Origin of the sequence: Ramlibacter sp. (genome assembly GCF_035554825.1) — a bacterium.
Classification (GTDB): domain Bacteria; phylum Pseudomonadota; class Gammaproteobacteria; order Burkholderiales; family Burkholderiaceae_C; genus Ramlibacter.
The window spans coordinates 1-18,404 of record NZ_DATMHS010000175.1 but is presented as its reverse complement, the minus strand read 5'-3'; the positions used below and the strand labels follow the sequence as shown (position 1 = coordinate 18,404).

General features: G+C 69.5%; 18 protein-coding genes and 1 tRNA gene. 7 read left to right on the top strand and 12 right to left on the bottom strand.

Features of this window, described 5'->3' with window-relative positions:
- Positions 1–185: 185 nt before the first annotated feature.
- A complete protein-coding gene (locus tag VNT59_RS21630) occupies positions 186–800 on the bottom strand; it encodes a glutathione S-transferase family protein (RefSeq protein WP_325502027.1) in 615 nt (204 codons plus the stop codon).
- Between the two features lie 232 nt (positions 801–1,032).
- Here VNT59_RS21630 and VNT59_RS21625 point away from each other — a divergent pair, with 232 nt between their 5' ends.
- Positions 1,033–1,626: a hypothetical protein gene (locus VNT59_RS21625; RefSeq protein WP_325502025.1), complete on the top strand. Its 594-nt coding sequence runs from the start codon at positions 1,033–1,035 to the stop codon at positions 1,624–1,626.
- A 123-nt stretch (positions 1,627–1,749) separates the two neighbouring features.
- On the opposite strand, the gene VNT59_RS21620 is transcribed toward VNT59_RS21625, so the two are convergent.
- Positions 1,750–2,169 carry a GFA family protein gene (locus tag VNT59_RS21620; RefSeq protein WP_325502023.1) on the bottom strand — a complete coding sequence of 140 codons (420 nt, stop codon included), beginning with the start codon at positions 2,167–2,169 and terminating at the stop codon, positions 1,750–1,752.
- 98 nt (positions 2,170–2,267) lie between these two features.
- On the bottom strand, positions 2,268–3,176 hold the full coding sequence (locus tag VNT59_RS21615; protein WP_325502021.1) for a LysR substrate-binding domain-containing protein: 909 nt from the start codon (positions 3,174–3,176) through the stop codon (positions 2,268–2,270).
- Between the two features lie 199 nt (positions 3,177–3,375).
- On the opposite strand from VNT59_RS21615, the gene VNT59_RS21610 reads away from it, so the two are divergent.
- The 3 genes from VNT59_RS21610 to VNT59_RS21600 are packed head-to-tail and all read left to right on the top strand — an operon-like array spanning position 3,376 to position 5,253.
- Entirely contained in the window at positions 3,376–4,188 is an 813-nt protein-coding gene (locus VNT59_RS21610) for a crotonase/enoyl-CoA hydratase family protein (protein WP_325502019.1), read from the top strand.
- Between the two features lie 13 nt (positions 4,189–4,201).
- Entirely contained in the window at positions 4,202–4,849 is a 648-nt protein-coding gene (locus tag VNT59_RS21605) for a 2-hydroxychromene-2-carboxylate isomerase (protein WP_325502017.1), read from the top strand.
- 23 nt (positions 4,850–4,872) lie between these two features.
- Entirely contained in the window at positions 4,873–5,253 is a 381-nt protein-coding gene (locus VNT59_RS21600; RefSeq protein ID WP_325502015.1) for a tautomerase family protein, read from the top strand.
- A 283-nt stretch (positions 5,254–5,536) separates the two neighbouring features.
- On the opposite strand, the gene VNT59_RS21595 is transcribed toward VNT59_RS21600, so the two are convergent.
- From VNT59_RS21595 to VNT59_RS21565, 7 genes are all read right to left on the bottom strand, one after another.
- Positions 5,537–5,612: transfer RNA gene (locus tag VNT59_RS21595), tRNA-Lys, on the bottom strand.
- A 73-nt stretch (positions 5,613–5,685) separates the two neighbouring features.
- A complete protein-coding gene (locus VNT59_RS21590) occupies positions 5,686–6,462 on the bottom strand; it encodes a tRNA threonylcarbamoyladenosine dehydratase (protein ID WP_325502013.1) in 777 nt (258 codons plus the stop codon).
- 88 nt (positions 6,463–6,550) lie between these two features.
- Positions 6,551–7,348, bottom strand: a complete 798-nt coding sequence (gene ybgF / locus VNT59_RS21585) for a tol-pal system protein YbgF (RefSeq protein WP_325502012.1) — start codon at positions 7,346–7,348, stop codon at positions 6,551–6,553.
- Positions 7,348–7,878: a peptidoglycan-associated lipoprotein Pal gene (gene pal / locus VNT59_RS21580; protein ID WP_325502010.1), complete on the bottom strand. Its 531-nt coding sequence runs from the start codon at positions 7,876–7,878 to the stop codon at positions 7,348–7,350. Before pal ends, ybgF begins: the two co-directional genes overlap by 1 nt.
- 19 nt (positions 7,879–7,897) lie before the next feature.
- Positions 7,898–9,151 carry a Tol-Pal system beta propeller repeat protein TolB gene (gene tolB / locus VNT59_RS21575; RefSeq protein WP_325502055.1) on the bottom strand — a complete coding sequence of 418 codons (1,254 nt, stop codon included), beginning with the start codon at positions 9,149–9,151 and terminating at the stop codon, positions 7,898–7,900.
- Between the two features lie 55 nt (positions 9,152–9,206).
- Positions 9,207–10,052 (bottom strand): glycosyltransferase, encoded by an 846-nt coding sequence (locus tag VNT59_RS21570; protein WP_325502008.1) that lies wholly within the window; start codon positions 10,050–10,052, stop codon positions 9,207–9,209.
- Positions 10,049–10,813 carry a glycosyltransferase family 2 protein gene (locus tag VNT59_RS21565; protein ID WP_325502006.1) on the bottom strand — a complete coding sequence of 255 codons (765 nt, stop codon included), beginning with the start codon at positions 10,811–10,813 and terminating at the stop codon, positions 10,049–10,051. Before VNT59_RS21565 ends, VNT59_RS21570 begins: the two co-directional genes overlap by 4 nt.
- 131 nt (positions 10,814–10,944) lie before the next feature.
- Between VNT59_RS21565 and msbA the strand changes: the two genes are divergently transcribed.
- Positions 10,945–12,672, top strand: coding sequence for a lipid A export permease/ATP-binding protein MsbA (msbA, locus tag VNT59_RS21560; RefSeq protein ID WP_325502004.1), 1,728 nt, complete (start codon positions 10,945–10,947; stop codon positions 12,670–12,672).
- Positions 12,669–14,984, top strand: coding sequence for a glycosyltransferase family 9 protein (locus VNT59_RS21555; protein ID WP_325502002.1), 2,316 nt, complete (start codon positions 12,669–12,671; stop codon positions 14,982–14,984). The genes msbA and VNT59_RS21555 overlap by 4 nt, the downstream gene beginning before the upstream one ends.
- A gap of 33 nt (positions 14,985–15,017) precedes the next feature.
- Here VNT59_RS21555 and rng read toward each other — a convergent pair whose 3' ends face one another.
- Positions 15,018–16,493 (bottom strand): ribonuclease G, encoded by a 1,476-nt coding sequence (rng, locus tag VNT59_RS21550; RefSeq protein WP_325502000.1) that lies wholly within the window; start codon positions 16,491–16,493, stop codon positions 15,018–15,020.
- A 123-nt stretch (positions 16,494–16,616) separates the two neighbouring features.
- Here rng and VNT59_RS21545 point away from each other — a divergent pair, with 123 nt between their 5' ends.
- Positions 16,617–18,032 carry a PAS domain-containing protein gene (locus tag VNT59_RS21545; protein WP_325501998.1) on the top strand — a complete coding sequence of 472 codons (1,416 nt, stop codon included), beginning with the start codon at positions 16,617–16,619 and terminating at the stop codon, positions 18,030–18,032.
- A 3-nt stretch (positions 18,033–18,035) separates the two neighbouring features.
- Here the strand turns inward: VNT59_RS21545 and VNT59_RS21540 are convergent.
- Positions 18,036–18,404 (bottom strand): Maf family protein (locus tag VNT59_RS21540; RefSeq protein WP_325501996.1); only part of this gene is annotated, 369 nt, incomplete at its 5' end.

Here is an 18,404-nt window from a genome sequence, read left to right as displayed (position 1 = left end):
CGGGTCTTCACGACTGATCCCTGGTTTAGCCGTGCCGGCCGGCGGCGCCTGCAGCTCCGTTTGATCCAGGACATCCCGGGGCACTCCAGATCACGAGAAGTCTCGACATCCCCTGCGCTACGGACGGACGCTGCGACCGGCCGCAGGTGAAGCAGCCATCATCAGCTGTGTTGCGTTCCCGCGTCCTACCGTGAGGCCCGAATGCGAGATGGCGCCCTAGGCCGGGCATACATCCGCTCCATGTAGCCGACGAGCGTCGGAAATTCGGCAAGCAGCGAAGCCTCGTTCGCCCAATCCAGCGTGTAGGCGAGCACGAAGTCGGCGATTGTGATCCGGTCTGCGGCGACGAACTCGTGCTGCCGCATGTGCAGGTCAAGGACAACAGCGCTCGCCGCGAAATCCTGCTTCGCCAATTCGATTTCTGCAGGCAGTCGCAGTGCCTCCGGGTAAATCCTGCGGTGCTTCGCCATACGCCAGAGCGGCTGCTCCAACTCGGTGACGGTGAAGAAGAGCCAGCGCAACACCTGCGCGCGTGAAGCGACTTCCTGCGGCAGAAAGCCTTTTTCCGGGTATTTGTCGCCAAGGTAGAACGCAATGGCAGCAGATTCAGTGACGACGTGGCCGTCGTCGACCAGGGTGGGCAGCTTGCCCGCGGGATTGATGCCGAGGAAAGCAGGGCTACGGTGCTCGCCAGCCGCAAGGTTCACCACGACCGCCTCAAAAGGGACGCCCAGCTCCTGCAACACCCAACGATCGCGTGTCGATCGGGTCGGCGGACATTCGTAGAGTACAAGTGCCATGGAGACCTCCCGCTCTGCATCGTAGCGTCTGAGGCGGATCGCCCGGCGCCTGGGAATGGCCGCTCCTGGCCGGAAGCTGCCATCCTTCCTCGGACAGTTCTGTCCATCAGTCGCGCGCCGACGACCGCCAGCAACGCTACTGCTACCGCGCTGAGGGGCAGCCCAGGCCGCGAGCACGCCCAAGGGCCCGGGCGGCCGGGCCATCCCCTGATGGCCTGTGTACCATCGGCCGGTGGATTTCCTTCTTCTCCTGCCCCTGGCGCTGATCGCCTTGTGGATCGCCAGGGCCCGGCAGCAGCAAAGGCGCATCGCCATCCTGGCCCGCTACCTGGCCGGCCACGACATCGAAAAGAACATCGAGACACTCTCGCAGGGCTACTCGCGCGCCCTGGGCGAATCGGATCCCGCCCGCAGCGATCAGGTCTGGGGCGTGCTGCACGGCACCGAGGAAGTCCTGTGCCGGCAGGTCCGCAAACTCGCGGACGACTTCGCGCGCGTCGAGCCTACGGCCACGCGCGTGAGCAAGTTCCCGATCTGGCTGCCCCGCTCGCCCGCGTTCGACAGATCCTTCGACATGCGCGAGGCGCTGCGCATGCACGCCCGCGGCATCTGCCGTGCCGTCGAAGCACAGGGCGCCTCCCCGAAGGACCGCGCCTTCGCCATCCTGGCCGAGATGCTCCTGATGCAGCACACCTGCCACTGGTATTGCCGGTCGAAGTCGGTGGCGTCGGCCCGCATGCTGGCCAGCCATCGCACGTCCTACGAGCAACTTGTAGGGGCCGTGTTGCCGCAGACGCGACAGGAGTATCTCGGGCTGGTGGCCTGACGACCGCGGCGTCACCACGCGGCTTCGCGGCAGCTCATCACCGGGTAGGTCGTCTGCTCTTGGCCGAAAGCAGACGTGGCGCACGGGCGCGAGCTGGAGCCGACTCCTCGTCTCGCGTCGGACTCAGTCGGGCTGCTGCGGCGACTGGTCGAAGTGGGGAAGTTTGTCGTCCAGGCAGACCCACGGTTGCGCACTGGACGTCCAGATGTCGAGCATTGGCGCAAAGCCAGAGGCATCGACGAGCGTCGGAAATCGGATCGAGGTGAACTGCGGGTTCGCCTCGCTTCGCGTGAAGAGCGGAGTGCCGCACCCGGCGCAGAAGCTGCGGGTGGCCTGCTGCCCGCTGCCTGCGCGGACCGAATAGTTCGATGGAACTCCGTCAACCTCCAGATCCGCACTGCTGACGATGACGCCGGATGCAAATGGCGCGCCACTGGAAAGCTGGCAATCGCGGCAATGGCAATTCAGCATGGCCAGGGGCGCGCTCGAGCAGCGATAGCGCACTGTGCCGCAGGCGCATTGTCCGGAGAGGTGTGAATTCATCTGGCGGATTATGGGACGGCCGCTCTCGACCCGTAGTCATCGAACCGACCATTCAGCCGGCAATCGGGAGAAAGGCAGTTTTTGATTTCCCATCGTTGTCACGTCGCGGCCGCAGGCCGCGTGCCCTCACTGATCCAGTCGATCACATGGCACACGTCCTGCCGCGGGACCGGCTCTGCCTGGATCAGCCAATAGCTGCGGTGGGTTGGGCTGGTGCCCCGGCCCCCCAGAAGCACCTCCAGGCGCCGGTCCTCCAGCATCGGACGGATCAACTCGAGGCGCCCCAAGGCCACCCCCTGCCCGGCAACGGCCGCCTGGATGGCCTGGTCATACTGGTTGAAACGAAGTACGCCGCGAGCCTGCGCCGTCGTCAATCGGCGGCTGGCCAGCCACTCCCCCCAGCTGAGCCAATGTCGGCGGTCCTCGTACTCCAGCAGCACGCACTTGGCGAGCTCCCTTCTGGTTTCAATGTTCCCCGCCTTCAGCGCAGGACTGGCGACCGGCGCAATGCTTTCGTCGAACAGCCGCACGGCGCCCGCGGGCGCGTTGGCCTGGGAGCAATAGCGGATCGCCAGGTCGATCTCTTCGGCAGCCAGGTCGAGCACCGCATTGCTGGCCGCGACGCGAACGTCGATTCCGGGATGCCGCTTCTGGAATTCACCCAGACGCGGAAGGAGCCACAGGCCTGTGACACCAATGCTCGCGGTGATCGTCACAGGTCTCTTTCCGCGCGTGCCGAGCGCTTCGAACGCATCCTGGAGCTGCTGCATGCTCGCGTTCGCGATCGCGAACAGACGCTCACCCTCCGCCGTGAACGAGATGCTTCGGTGCCCGCGTTGCAGCAGGCGCAGCCCGAGCAGTTCTTCCAAGTTCCTGATCTGCTTGCTCATCGCCGACTGCGTCACGCAAAGGTCGTCGGCGGCCCGGGTGATGCTCATGCGCCGGCCAACGGCCACGAATCCTTTCACCAGGTCGAGCGACGGGACACGGACAAGGGAAACTGGCATTACTTGGCCTCATGCATCGACGCTGGTGATTATCCGACGCCCGTGGCCAGACCTGCGGGTGCTGCCACCGCCCCGCAGGACCGCCATACACATTCTCTCGCGGAATGCCAGCACAGCCAATTTTTCAATTGAAGGCCGCTCGCAATGACGTCACAGTCACTCGAGCCGGCACGTTGCCGCGCGCAGCGAGGAGCCTTGAATGTCAGTCCGAATCGAGAAGTCGGGTCGAGTCACGACCATCATTCTTTCGCGTCAGGAAGTCAGGAATGCGATCGATCCCGAGCATGCAGACGCGCTGCAAGAGGCGTTCCTCGCATTCGATCGCGACCAATGCGCAGACGTGGCCGTCCTCTGGGGCGAAGGCGGCGCCTTCTGCGCGGGCGCCGACCTGAAAAGCCTCACCGCCCGCGGGATCGCCACGGAGGAGAACAGGAGCACCCACCGTTCCCTGGAATTCCCGAGCGGCGGCGAGCCCGTACCGCGCGGACCGCTCGGACCCACGCGCTTGACGCTCGGCAAGCCCGTCATCGCCGCCGTCGAAGGCCCCGCCGTTGCGGGCGGCATGGAGCTCGCCCTGTGGGCTGACTGCCGCGTGATGGCGCAAGACGCGTACTTCGGCGTGTACTGCCGAAGGTGGGGTGTGCCCCTGTCCGACGGTGGCACGGTACGCCTGCCGCGCATCGTCGGGCGCGGGCGCGCGCTGGAGATCATCATGACCGGCCGAAAAGTCCCAGCCGCCGAGTGCCTCGCCATCGGCCTGTGCGAATCGGTGGTCGCGACGGGACATGCGCGTGCAGCCGCTGAACAGATGGCGCAGCACATCGCTTCGTTCCCGCAGGTTTGCCTGCGCGCGGATCGGCGATCCATCTATCTGCAGCATGGGCTGCCAGAGCTCACCGCACTCCAGCAAGAGTGGGAGAACTGCGCGGGCATCTTCCGGGCCGAAGGGGCTGCCGGCGTGGCGCGCTTCGCAGCGGGCGCGGGCAGGCACGGCGCTGCGCATTCTTCCTGATGCAAGAGGTCTCATGACGCAGGCACAACCCCAGATTGAATTCTGGTTCGATTTCGGAAGCAATTACAGCTACCTGGCCGCCATGCGCATCGAGGCGCTGGCCGACCGCGCCGGCGTGAAGGTGCTCTGGCGGCCGTTCATGCTGGGCCCCATCTTCCAGAGTTTCGGGTGGAGTTCGTCTCCGTTCGTGCTCCAGAAGGAGAAGGGCGACTATGTCTGGCGCGACATGGAGCGCCTCGCGCACAAGTACGGCGTGGGCTGGCAACGACCCACCACCTTTCCGCGCGCGGCCGTCTATCCCATGCGCGTTGCAGTGGCTCACCAGGAAGCGCCGTGGGTGGCATCGTTCTGCAAGGCGATCTTCTCGCTCAACTTCGCCCAGGATCAGGACATCAACGACAACGCGACCTGCGTGCGCGTTCTGGACAGCCTGGGCCAGCCGGGGGCCCAGCTCGTCGACGAAGCTCAGACCGACGCGAACAAAGCCAAGCTTCGGCTGCAGTCCGAACAGGCGCGGCAGCGGAGGATCTTCGGCGCTCCCACGCTGTTCGCACGATCGGAGCTCTTCTGGGGCAACGACCGGCTGGAAGACGCCATCGAATTCGCCACCGGCACCACGGAACCGCTGAGTCGGCGCTCGCCGCCGACCGGCCCGGTCTGACCTTGCAGGCCCATAGGAACTTCATGCCGATCGTCCACATTTCCATGCGCGCCGGCAAACCGCTGGCCTATCGTCAGGCCCTCTTCGACAGCTTCCACCGCGCGATGCGCGAGGCGCTGGCCGTTCGCGAAGACAACCAGTTCATGACCATCACCGAGCACGATCCTGCGAACTTCCGGTACGGTGCAAGCTACCTGGGGGTGGCCCGCAGCGACGACATCGTCTACATCCAGATCACGGTGTTTGACACGCGCACGCGGGAACAGAAGGAGGCGTTGTACCGCCGGGCCGTGGCGCTGCTCGGCGAGAGTCCTGGGCTTCGCCCGCAGGACTTGTTCGTCACCCTGCTGGAGGCCAGCAAGGAGAACTGGTCCATCGGCAATGGAGTCGCTTCGTTTCTGTAGATGCGTTTCCACCGCCGGTACTGGACGGCTCGGCCGGCGAAAACTCGAACTGACGCGCCGCAAGGCCCGATCTCAGCACGCTCGCCTGTTAATCCGACGGTTCCGGCTGACGGGAAGAACGGGCTGCGCACTTCCTTCTCGGAAATACGGGGGCATCGAGTCGGCAGCGCCTCGAGACCGGTCTCGGCGCTACAAGACGGCGAGAGCCGAGCTGGTGGCTACACGACCCCAAGCAGTCCGGTTGTGCTGCGATCTTCTTGTAGCACACCAGCCTTGTGTGTACTGGTAGGACGTGCAGGATTCGAACCTGCGACCAACGGATTAAAAGTCCGCTGCTCTACCAACTGAGCTAACGTCCCGGATCGGCGCCTCGCGGCGCCTCGCTTGCCCTGCTGCCACGTTGCCGCTGCAGCAAAGCCGTCAATTATAGCGTCATGATTTCGCCTTCGACGCGATGCGATCGAGAATCCAGCCGGCGGCGCATTGGCCGAAGGTGGCCGTGACGCTCACCACCGAGCCGTAGCCGTGGCAATTGAGCGAGCCGTCGCCCTCGATGGCGCAGGAAGCGTCCGGCGGCGCGACCGCTTCGCGGCTGAACACGCACGGCACGCCGACCGTCCGGCCTTCCTTCGGCGCGCCGTGGAACTTGCGCAGGCGGTAGCGCACCTGCGCCAGCAGCGGGTCGTGCGTGGTGCGCGAGAGGTCGTCGATGTCGACCTGGTGCGCCAGCCGCTTGCCGCCCGCGGCGCCGGCGCACACGAACAGCGCGCCGCTTGTCCTCGCCCACGCCGCCATCGCCACCTTGGCCTTGACCTGGTCGCATGCGTCGATGACGGCCGTGACGCCCGCCGGCAGCAGCTGCGGCCAGTTCTCCGGCTCGACGAACTCCTCGATGCAATGGACCCGGCAGCCCGGATGGATCTGCGCGATCCGCTCGGCCATCGCCTGCACCTTGGCCTGGCCGAGCGTGCTGTCGAGCGCGTGGATCTGCCGGTTGACGTTGGAGACGGCGATGTGGTCGAGGTCGATCAGCGTCAGCTCGCCGACGCCGCTGCGCGCCAGCGCCTCGGCCGCCCACGAGCCGACGCCGCCGATGCCGGCCACGGCGACATGCGCGCGGCGGATCGCCGCGGCGCCCGGCACCCCGTACAGCCGCTCGAGCCCGCCGAATCGGCGCTGCAGGTCGGCGGCTTCGTCCAGATGGGTCATGCGGCGATTCTAGGCAGGCGCGTGCAGCGCACGGACGCTCGCCCGGCCCTGGGGCAGGACCAGGCACCGCACCGGCGGGAGCATCGCCTCAGCGCAGACGGGCGAGCCGCTCTTTCGCGGCCGCGGCGGCCTCGGACTGGGGGTAGGCCTTCACCAGCTCGTCGAGCGTACGGCGCGCACCGGCGTTGTCCTTCAGCTCGATCTGGCAGTTGGCGATCGACAGCACCGCTTCGGGCGCGCGCGGATGATCGGGCGCGGCCGCCAGCAAGGCCCGGAAGTTGGTGATGGCGCCGCGGTAGTCGCGGTTCGCGTACTGCGAGTTGCCCAGCCAGAACAGCGCCGTCGGCCGGAAACCGCTTTGCGGATAGCGCCGCACGAACTCGGCGAACTGCGTCTGCGCCGCCGGGAACTCGCCCTTGCGGAAGGTGGCCAGGGCGCCCTCGAATTCCTTCGCCTCGTTGGGATCGGCGATGAACTCGCGGCCGTCCACCGAAACCTTCGACGGCTCGACCTTGCGCAGCCGGTCCTCGACGCCCTGCGCCAGGTCCTTCTGACGCCGCTGCATGTCGGCGACGTCGCGCAGCAGCTGCTCGTTCTGGCCATTCAGGCGCGCGATCTCGCCGCGCAGCGACTCGATCTGCGTCTGCAGGTCCAGCAGGCTGCGGCGCAGCTGCGAGGCATCTTCGCCGGAGCGGCGCAGCTCATCGGCCTGCCGGTCGCTGGCCGCGCGCTGCGCGTCCAGTTTCTGGCGCAGGTCCAGGATCGCCCGCCTGGCCTCGTCGTCTTCGAACAGCGCCGCCGACGAGATCGAGCTGGCGCCCAGGCACAGCACCGTCAGCGCGGCGGCGCAGGCGGCACGCCAGGATCGCAAGGTGGCGGTCGCCATCAGCGGTACACGATCTCGACGCGGCGGTTCTTCGCCCACGCGGCTTCGTCACTGCCGGGCGCGGCCGGCTTTTCCTTGCCGAAGCTCACCGCCTCCATCTGGTTGTCGCCCACCCCCAGCAGCGCGAGCGCGCGGCGCACGGCCTCGGCCCGGCGCTGGCCGAGCGCCAGGTTGTATTCGCGGCCGCCGCGCTCGTCGGTGTGACCTTCCAGCGCCACGCGGCGGGTGCCGTTGGCCTTGAGGAAGCGCGCGTGCGCTTCGATGATCGCCTGGAACTCGGGCTTGATCACGTAGCTGTCGTAGTCGAAGTACACGAGGCGCGCCACGTTGACGGGGCCGGCGGCGGTGCTGGCCGCCGAATCGGCGGCCACCGGCGCCACGCGGCTCTCGGTGGCGCCGCCCGCGCCGCCCGGCTGCGCCGGCACCGCGCTGGCGCTCTTGTCTTCCACCGGCACGTCATCGAGCTTCACGCTCGAACAACCCGCCATGAAGACGGCGACGAGCAGACCCAGGAACAAGCGTTTCATCATCCAAATACCTCCTGAAAATTCACTTCTGGAACGGGCCCCAATCCGGCTCGCGGATGTCGCCGCCCTGCCCCGCGAGACGGGCCTTGATCTTGCCGTCGAGGGTCGTCGTCATGAGGGCCTCGCGCCCATTTTGCCGCGTCGCGTACACGATCAGGCGGCTGTTGGGGGCGAAGCTGGGGCTTTCGTCGGCGGTGGTGTCGGTGATCGTCTGCGCGGTCCCGCCGCCGCCAAGCTCCATCACCTGGAGCTTGAAGGCTCCGCCGATGCGCGAAATGTAGGCCAGCCACCGCCCGTCCGGGCTGACGGCCGGCGAGATGTTGTAAGTGCCCGTAAAGGTGACGCGCTCGGGCGAGCCGCCGCTGGCGGGCATGCGGTAGATCTGCGGCGCGCCGCCGCGGTCGCTGACGAAGTAGATGCTGCGGCCGTCGACGGAATAGACCGGTTCGGTGTCGATGCCGCTGGACTGCGTCAGCCGGCGCGGCTCGCCGCCGCCGGCGTCGATCGTGTACAGCTGGGAGCCGGCGTCGCGACTCAGGGTCACGGCCAGCGTGCGGCCGTCGGGCGACCAGGCCGGCGCGCTGTTGGAGCCGCGGAAGTTGGCGATCAGGCGGCGGCGGCCGCTGGCGACCTCGTGCACGTAGACCACCGGCTTGCGCGACTCGAACGAGACGTAGGCCAGGCGCGAGCCGTCGCGCGACCACGCGGGCGAGATGATCGGCGCGTTGCTGGCCAGGGCCGATTGCGCGTTCTCGCCGTCGGCGTCGGCCACCCACAGGTTGTAGCGCTCGCCGGCCTTGGTGACGTAGGCGATCCGGGTCGAGAACACGCCCTTGTCGCCGGTGAGCTTCTCGTAGATGAAGTCGGCGATGCGGTGCGACGCCAGGCGCAGGTCGCCGGTGGTCACCGCGTAGCTCTGGCCGCCCAGGTCCTGGCCGCGCACCACGTCCCAGAGCCGGAAGCGCACGTCCCAGCGGCCGTCGGCCAGCCGCGTGATGCTGCCCGAGGCCAGCGAGTCGGCGCCTTTCTGCCGCCACGGCGTGAGATCGGGGCGGCTGGTCTCGTCCAGCGCGGCGCCGGCCGCATCGATCGCCCGGAACTGGCCGCTGCGCTCGAGGTCGGCCTGCACGATGGCGGCCGGATGCTGCGGCGCGCCGGCGTCGCCGCGGAACGGCGCAATGGCGATCGGCAGCTGCGTGAGACCCACGCCGGTGACTTCCACCCGGAACTGGGCCAGGGCCGGCAGCGTGGCCGCCGCGCCCAGGAAGCCCACCATCTGGCGTCGCCGCCACAGCGCAGGGATCTTCATGCTCGTTGGTCTCTCCGCATCTTCATTTGTTCAAATCTAACACTGTTGCGTCCGCCGGCCCGAGTTCGGCCAGCCCGGCCTGCGCCCGCACCAGCCGCTGGCGCAGGCGTTGCTGGACCCGTTCGCGATTGGCGGCCTCGCCGGCGCGGTCGTGCTCGCGATGCCAGAGGTGGAACACCTCGGTGGCCAGGAAGCCGTTCTTGCGGTGCAGGCCGTGATGATGCAGCCGCAGCACCAGGTCGGCGTCCTCGTGTCCCCAGCCGCTGAAGGTTTCGTCGAACCCGTTGACGGCCTCGAGGTCACGATACCAGACGCCGAAGTTGCAGCTGCGGATGCCGCGCCAGGCAAAGGCGGTTTGTACACGGCCCGGCGCCGCTGTCCAGCAGACAAGATGCGTCAGTTTGTTAACGTCGCCGCGCCAGCGCAGCCGCAGCCAGCCGCCCGCCGGCAGCCGCGCCAGGTCGACCCCGTCCTGCAGCACCTGCCTGCTCAAGCGTTCGCCGAGCAGGACCCGGCTGCCGTTGACGAAGTGGCCGGGCTGCGCGAGCGCCAGGTGCGCGCGCCGGAAATGGCCGGTCGGCACGCAGTCGCCGTCCAGGAAGACGATGTAGTCGGCCTGCGCGTGCAGCGCCCCCAGGTTGCGCGCCCGCGCCGCCGTGAAGCCGATGTCCGGATGCCAGACGTGCCGCACCGGGCAGGCAAAGCGCGGCAGGTCCCGCCGCAGCGCCGCCACGTGCTCCTCGCGCGAGCCGTCGTCGGCGACCACCACCACGTCGTCGGGCCGGCATTGCGGCGCCAGGCCCCGCAGCACGGCGAGCAGCGCGTCGGAGCGGTTGTAGGTCAGGACGACGAAGGCCGTCCGCATCATCGCGGGCCGTCGCTCACGCCATGGCGCTGCAGCAGCCAGAGCTTGACGTAACGGTAGTAGGTGCCTTCGGCGTTGGAGACGGCCAGCATGAAACCCCAGCGGCCGTCGAGGAAACCGAGCCGCAGCACGTAGGTGCGGAAGAAGGCCCACAGGCCGTGGCCGATGGCGCGCCCGAGCGAGCCTTCGCGGCCGGCCGCGATCATGTCGCGCGCATTGGCCGACGAATAGCGATTGAGCTTTTCCAGCACCGACTCCATCGAGCGGAAGCTGTAGTGCACGATCGGCTGGCGCAGCGTGCCGGTGGCCCCTTCCACGTGCAGGTGGGCATGCAGGTAGTGGCCGGTGAAGCGCGCCTTGCCGCGACGCGCCAGCCGCCAGGTGTAGTCGGGGGTCCAGCCGCCGTGGCGGATGAAGCGGCCGCAGTACATCGAGCTGCGCGGCACGCGGAAGCCGTCGACGTCGCCGCGCCCGATGGCCGCGCGGATCTCGGCGGCCAGCTCCGGGCTGATGCGCTCGTCGGCATCGAGCGAGAAGAACCAGTCGCCGGTGGCCAGGTCGATGCCGCGGTTGTTCTGCGGCCCGTACCCCGGCCAGTCCGTCTCGACCACCTTGGCGCCCTCGGCCCGCGCCAGATCGGCGGTGCCGTCGCTGCTGCCCGAATCGAGCACGATCACCTCGTCGGCGAAGCGGGCGGAGCGCACGCACTCGGCGATGTTGCCGGCCTCGTTCTTGGCGACGATGATGATGCTCAGGGTCGGCATGCGGTGGGGTCCGCGCGGGTGGCGGCGCGCGCCCGCACGGCATAATCCTTCGTTTGGTCGATCGGGCCATTATTGCACCCTCATCCGTCGCTGCCCGAGACCGCAGGCCCCCGTGGCCACGCACCCACCGCATGATCCGGATCGACACCACCCTGCTGCGCTGGCTGGCGCCCTACTTCGCAAGCTCCGCGCGCTTCTGGGCGATCGCGGCGCTGGCCACGGTGGTTTCCTCGGCCCTCGAACCGCTGGTGCCGGCGCTGCTCAAGCCCCTGCTCGATCGCGGCTTCCAGGGGCCGGGCCTGCCACTGTGGATGGTGCCGGCAAGCCTGCTGCTGCTGTTCTTCGTGCGCGGCATCGCCGGCTTCGTCGCCGACCTGGCCCTGGCGCGCATCACGCAGGACGGCCTGCTGCGCCTGCGCAACGACATGTTCGCCCGCGTGCTCGACGCGCGGCTGGAACTGTTTCGCGAACAGAACGCCACGGCCTTGTCCAATACCGTGGTGTTCGAGGTGCAGAACGGCGCCACGCTGCTGGTCAACGCGGTGATGGGGCTGGTCAAGGACGCCGTCTCGCTGGTGGCGCTGCTCGCCTACCTGCTGTACCTCAACTGGCAGCTCACCCTGATCGTGTTCCTGATCGTGCCGGCCGTCGCCTGGTTGATGCGCACGGTCTCGCGCCGCCTCTATCGCATCGCGCGCACCACGCAGACCGCCACCAACGACCTCGCCTACGTGGTCGAGGAGAACGTGCTGGCGGCGCGGGTGGTGCGGCTGCACGGCGCCCAGCCGGCGCAGGCCACGCGTTTCGCCGGCCTGAGCTCGGCGCTGCGGCGGCTGGCGATGAAGACCGCCGTGGCGTCGGCCTCCATCACGCCGCTCACCCACATGATGGCCGCGGCGGCGCTGTCGGCGGTGATCTCCATCGCGCTGTGGCAAAGCCGCGGCGGCATCACCGTGGGCACCTTCGCGGCCTTCATCACGGCGATGCTGATGCTGATCGCGCCGATCAAGCGGCTGTCCGAGGTGGCCAGTCCGATCTCGCGCGGGCTGGCGGCGGTGCAGCGGGCACGCGACCTGATCGAGCACAGCCCGGCCGAGTCCGGCGGCAGCCATGCCCCCGAGCGCGCCGACGGCCGGATCACGCTTCAGGACGTCAGCGTGCGCTACCGCGACGAGGGGGACGCGGCGTTGGACGGCGTGAGCCTGGCGATCGAGCCGGGCCAGGTCGTCGCCCTGGTGGGGCCTTCGGGTTCGGGCAAGACCACGCTCGCCAACCTGCTGCCGCGCTTCATCGAGCCGACCGGCGGCCGGGTGTGCCTGGACGGCCACGCGGTCGCCGACTGGCGGCTGGACGTGCTGCGGCGGCAGTTCGCGCTGGTGAGCCAGGACGTCGTGATGTTCAACGACACGCTGGCCGCCAACGTGACGCTCGGCGGCACGCCGGACGCGCGGCGGGTGCGCGAGTGCGTCGCCGCCGCGAACCTGCAGGACGTCGTCGCGGCGCTGCCCGACGGCCTGCAGACGGTGGTCGGCCACAACGCCGTCTCGCTTTCCGGCGGCCAGCGCCAGCGGCTGGCGATCGCCCGCGCCCTGTACAAGGACGCGCCGGTCCTGATCCTGGACGAGGCCACGTCGGCGCTCGACACCGCGTCCGAGCGCCAGGTCCAGGAGGCGCTGCAGCGCCTGATGGCCGGCCGCACCACCTTGATCATCGCCCACCGCCTGTCGACCATCGAGCACGCCGACCGGGTGGTGGTGCTCGATCGCGGCCGCATCGCCGAGAGCGGCAGCCACGGCGAGCTGCTGGCCAGGGACGGCCTGTACGCCCGGCTGCACGCGCTGCAATTCGGAGCGTCATGACCGCGCCGCCCACCGCCGCCGCGTCCGTCGACCGCGGCCCTCCGGCCGCGTGGCAGCTGCTGCTCACGCTGACGCTGGCCGGCCTGGGCTTCTTCCTGCCGTTCTCCTCGGCCGGGGTGGCGATCATGGAGACGGCGCTGCTGCTGCTGATCGCGGCGCGGCCGCGCGCCATCGTGCAGCCCGCCGTCTGGCGCCATCCGGTGATGGCCGTCGGCCTCGCGCTGCTGGCCTACATCGCGCTGCACACGCTGCTCGTCAGCGGCACCGGCCGCCCGACCGTGCGCGCCATCAACCAGTACCAGGAACTGCTGCTCGCGCCGCTGCTGATGGCGCTGCTGCAGCGCGCCCGCGACCGGCTGGTGCTGGTGCGCGCGCTGATCCTCGGCGCGACCGTGCTGGCACTGGTGTACTGGGCCGCCCTGTTCGCGCCGCAGATCAAGGACCAGGTGCTGCACGAGCGCCGCATTTCGGCCGGCTTCGCCCTGTCGATCTGTGCCTTCCTGCTGCTCCTGCGGGCCCAGGGACACCGGCACGCCTGGTGGCTGCGCGGCGCGGCGGCGTTCTTCGCCCTGTCGGTGATGTTCGCCATCAGCGCGCGCACCGGCCACCTGCTGCTGCTGGTCCTGGCCGCGTGCGCGGCCTGGCTGTATGCGCCGCGCGGCTGGCGCTGGGCCGCCGCCGTGGCCTGCCCCCTGCTGGTGCTGGCGCTGGCGCTCAGCTCCGACGCCGTGGAAACGCGGATGAAGGAGACCCTGGCCGGCTCCCAGCCGGCCAGCGCCAGCGGCGAGTTCACCTCGACCACCATCCGCATCGAACTGATCCGGATCTCCGCCGGCCTGATGCGCAGCTACGGCCTGGCCGGCGCCGGCTACGCCAATTACGAAACCGTGCACCAACAGGCGGCCCGCGAGCGCTACCCGGAGCTGTCGCCGGCGGAGGTCCAGCGCCGGGCCCTGTGGATGCGCAGCAGCAACCCCCACAACGAATACGCGATGCACCTGATCAGCGGCGGCGCAATCGCGCTCGCGCTTTTCATCGCCTGGCTGGGGCTGACCGTGCGCGAGGCCTGGCGGGCCCGGCCGCCGGTGGCGGGCATCCTGGGCGGGCTCACCCTCGCCTTCGCGGTGGGCTGCCTGTTCAACTCGCTGCTGATGGACTTCGTCGAGGGCCACCTGTACGTGGCGCTGCTCGCGTGCCTGCTGGCGGAGGCCCGCGACCGCTCGCCGCGGCAGGAAAACATCCAGCGCGTGCTCGTCATCGTCACGCGGCAGATCGGCGACGTGCTGCTGGCCACGCCGCTGCTGCGGGCCGCGCGCCGGCGCTGGCCCCAAGCGGAACTGCACGTGCTGGCGTTTTCCGGCACGGCCGGCATGCTGCGCGGCAACGGCGACGTCGACCTCATTTTGGAATACCCGGCGCGCCTTGGCTGGCGCGGCCTGCAGGCGGCGGTGCGGCGCCTGTGGCGACGCTACGACCTCGCGCTGGTCGCCGATCCCGGGGACCGGGCCCACCTGCTGGGCTGGGTGGCGGCGCCGCGTCGCAGCGGCATCGTCCCGGCACGAGGCGGCAGCAACTGGCTCAAGCGCCTGTCGCTCGATCACGCCGTGGTGTCCCAGGGCGACCTGGGCGACGTCCACGTGACCGCCGAAAAAACCGCCTTGCTGGCGCCCTGGCTGCGGGCCGGTGCCGGCGTGGCGCAGGTGGTGCCGCCGCCGGCCAGCCCGCTGGCGCCGGCGCTGCGCGCGCAGGTGCGGCCCGGGGCCGTGGTGGTCCACGCGCCGTCGATGTGGCCGTACAAGCAATGGCCGATCGCGCATTTCGAGCGCCTGGTCGCGGCGCTGCTGGCGCGGGGCCGGCAGGTGATCCTCACCGGCAGCGGCAGCGGGCGCGACCAGGAGTGCATCGCCCCGCTGCGCCGCCTGGGCGCGGCGCCGCAGCTGCTCGATCTCTCCGGCCAGCTCGACTTCAGCCAGCTCTCGGGTCTGCTGCAGGAGGCGGCGCTGTACATCGGTCCCGACACGTCCGTCTCGCACCTCGCGGCGGCGACCGGGGTGCCGGTAATCGCCATCTTCGGACCGACCAATCCGATGCGCTGGGCGCCCTGGCCGGCACGGGCGCAGGCCCAGGCGCTGTTCGCCCGCTCCGCCGCCGTGCAGCGCGCGGGCAACGTGACCCTGCTGCAGGGGACGCAACCGTGCGTGCCGTGCGGCCGCGCGGGGTGCGAGGACCATCGGCTCAGCCGCAGCGATTGCCTGCAGTCGATCACGCCGGAGCAGGTCCTGGCGGAGGTGCAGCGGATCCTGGCCGCGTGACCGGCGGGCGCCCGGGCCCGGCCGGCGGCCCGGCTACAGCAGCACGATGTCGTACTGCTCCTGCCCCATCCCGCTCTCGCTTTGCAGCGAGATCGGTTTGCCGATGAAGTCCGACAGGCCCGCCAGGTGCTGGCTCTCCTCGTCCAGGAACAGCTCGATGACCTGGGGCGACGCCACCACCCGGTACTCGCGCGGATTGAACTGCCGGGCCTCGCGCAGGATCTCGCGCAGGATGTCGTAGGCCACGCTGCGCGCGGTCTTCACCGTACCCTTGCCCCGGCAGGCCGCGCAGGGCTCGCACAGCATGTGGGCCAGCGACTCGCGCGTGCGCTTGCGCGTCATCTCCACCAGCCCGAGCTGCGAGAAGCCACCGGCCATGGTCTTGACGCGGTCCCGTGCCAGCTGCTTGCGCAATTCCGCCAGCACCGCCTGGCGATGGTCGTCGCGCGCCATGTCGATGAAGTCGACGATGATGATGCCGCCCAGGTTGCGCAGCCGCAGCTGGCGCGCGATCGCGTGCGCCGCCTCGAGGTTGGTCTTGAAGATCGTGTCGTCGAAGTTGCGCGCGCCGACGAAGCCGCCGGTATTGACGTCCACCGTGGTCAGCGCCTCGGTCTGGTCGACGATCAGGTAGCCGCCGGACTTCAGTTCGACGCGGCGGCCCAGCGCCTTGGCAATCTCGTCGTCGATGGCGTACAGATCGAAGATCGGTCGCTCGCCCTTGTACAGCTGCAGGCGCTCGGCCGCCGCCGGCATGAACTCCATGCCGAACGCGCGCAGCTTGTCGAACTGCTCGTGCGAGTCGATCCGGATCGTCTGCGTCTCGTCGCAGACCAGGTCGCGCAGGACCCGCTGCAGCAGGTTCAGGTCCTGGTGCAGCAGCGACATCGGCGGCAGCCTGGTCGCCGCCTCGCGGATGCGCGCCCAGGTCTTGCGCAGGTAGGCGATGTCCTCGGACAGTTCGTGGTCGCTGGCGTCCTCGCCGTTGGTGCGCAGGATGAAGCCGCCGCCTTCGGGCCCCACCAGGGCCTGCAGGCGCGCGCGCAGCGCGTCGCGCTGGTCGGCCGGGATCTTCTGCGACACGCCGACGTGGTCGTCCTGCGGCAGGAACACCAGCAGCCGCCCGGCGATGCTGATCTGCGTCGACAGCCGCGCGCCCTTGGTGCCGATCGGGTCCTTGATCACCTGCACCATCAGCGCCTGGCCTTCGAACACCTGTTTTTCGATCGGCACCTGGGGCTGGCTCGCGCGCACGTACTGCGGCGGCTCGCCCTCGGGCTGACGGTGCCAGACGTCGGCCACGTGCAGGAAGGCCGCGCGCTCCAGGCCGGTGTCGATGAAGGCCGACTGCATCCCGGGCAGCACGCGGGCGACCTTGCCGAGGTAGACGTTGCCGACCAGGCCGCGCTCCAGCGTGCGCTCGACATGCAGTTCCTGGACGGCGCCGCTCTCGACCACGGCGACGCGGGTTTCCTGCGGCGACCAGTTGATCAGTATGTCCTGCTGCATTGAATGGTGGGTTGGGAGCGCTCGGCCGGAGGGAACAGGATACCTCAGCGTGTCCGCGGCCGTGCGCGCCGTGCGGCCCGCTCGCTAGAATCGATGGCTCTCCCCGTCACCGCTCCCGAATCCATGTCCAGCTCTCCGCCCGTCGCGCGCTTCCTCGAAGGCGGAGGTGCGATGGGCGAGCGGATGCGCCAGTTCGACTGGTCGGCGCATCCGCTCGGGCCGGCGGCGAACTGGCCGGCCGCCCTGCGCATGGCGGTCAGCCTGTGCCTGAACTCCAGCTTCCCGACCGCGATCTATTGGGGCCCGGACCTGCACGTCCTCTACAACGACGCGTGGTCGGTGATTCCGGCGGAGCGGCACCCGGGGGCGCTCGGACAGCCGGCGCGCGAGCTGTGGTCCGATATCTGGCATGTCGTCGGCCCGCAGTTCGAACATGTGATGGCCACCGGCGAGGGCGTCGCGCAGTACGAGCAGATGCTGCCGATGGTGCGCGGCGGCAAGCCGCGCGAGACTTGGTGGAACTACAGCCTGACGGCCCTGCGCAACCCCGACAACACCGTCGGCGGCCTGTTCAACCAGGGCAACGAGATCACCGACGTGGTGCGGGCGCGCCGTGCCCGGCAGGCGGAAATCGAGCGCTGGCGCGACGTGTTCCGCCAGGCGCCGGCGCCGATCGCGCTGTTGCGCGGCCCCAGCCACGTCTTCGAGATCGTGAACGACTCGTACATCGCGCTGATCGGCCGCGCCGACGTGCTGGGCAAGCCGGTCAAGACGGCGCTCCCGGAGATCGTGGGCCAGGGGTTCCTGGAATTGCTCGACCAGGTGTATCGCACGGGCGAGCCGTATCTCGGCAAAGGCGCCACGGTCAAGCTGCAGCGCGCGCCCGGCCAGACGGCCGAGGACCGCGTGCTCGATTTCGTGTACGAGCCCATGCGCAACCCGGGCGGCGAGGTCGACGGCATCTTCGTGCTGGCCACCGACGTGACGGAGCGCTCGCGCGCCGAGGCGGCCCTGCGCCTGAGCAACTGGCAGCTCGGCGAGGAGCGCGCCCGCCTGCGGGCCACGGTCGAAGCCGAGCAGCGCGCCCAGACCGCCCTGCGCCGCTTCACCGACATGCTGGAAGCGCAGGTGCGGATGCGGACCGACGAACTCAGCCGCGCCCTCGAGGCGCAAAGCGCCGCCGCGGCGCGGATGCGTGCCACCTTCGAGACCCAGCTGCTGTACCAGGGCTACATGGACCCCGACGGCATCCTGCGGGATGCGAACCAGGCTTCGCTGGCCGGCATCCAGGCCCGTCTGGAAGACGTGGTGGGCCGCCCCTTCTGGGACGCCCCGTGGTTCAGCGCCACGCCCGGCCTGGGCGAGACCGTGCGCCAGGCGGTGCGGCAAGCCGCCGCCGGCCGCACGGTGCAGCAGCCGATCGAAGTCGAGCTGCCCATCGGCCGCCGCACCTTCCAGTTTTCGCTGCGCCCGGTGTTCGACGCGCAGCGCCGGGTGATCGGCATCGTGCCCGAAGGCGTCGACGTCACCGACCGCTGAAGCTCACAAGCCGCCGGCGTGGCGGACGCCGAACGCCCGCAGCAGGCAGGCCGTCTCGTACAGCGGCAGGCCCATGATGCCGGTGTACGAGCCGCTGATGCGCACGATGTGGGCCGCCGCCCCGCCCTGGATCGCATAGGCCCCGGCCTTGCCCATCGGCTCGCCGCTGTCGACATAGCGGCGGATCTGCGCCGGCGTCCAGGAGGCGAAGGTCACCCGCGAATCGTTCAGCGCGTCGCGGCGCCGCCGGCCCTCGCCGATGGCCACCGCCGTCAGCACGCGATGGGTGGCGCCCGACAACTCGCGCAGCATGCGCGCGGCGTCGGCGGCGTCGGCCGGCTTGCCGTAGATCGTGCGGCCGCGGGCCACGGT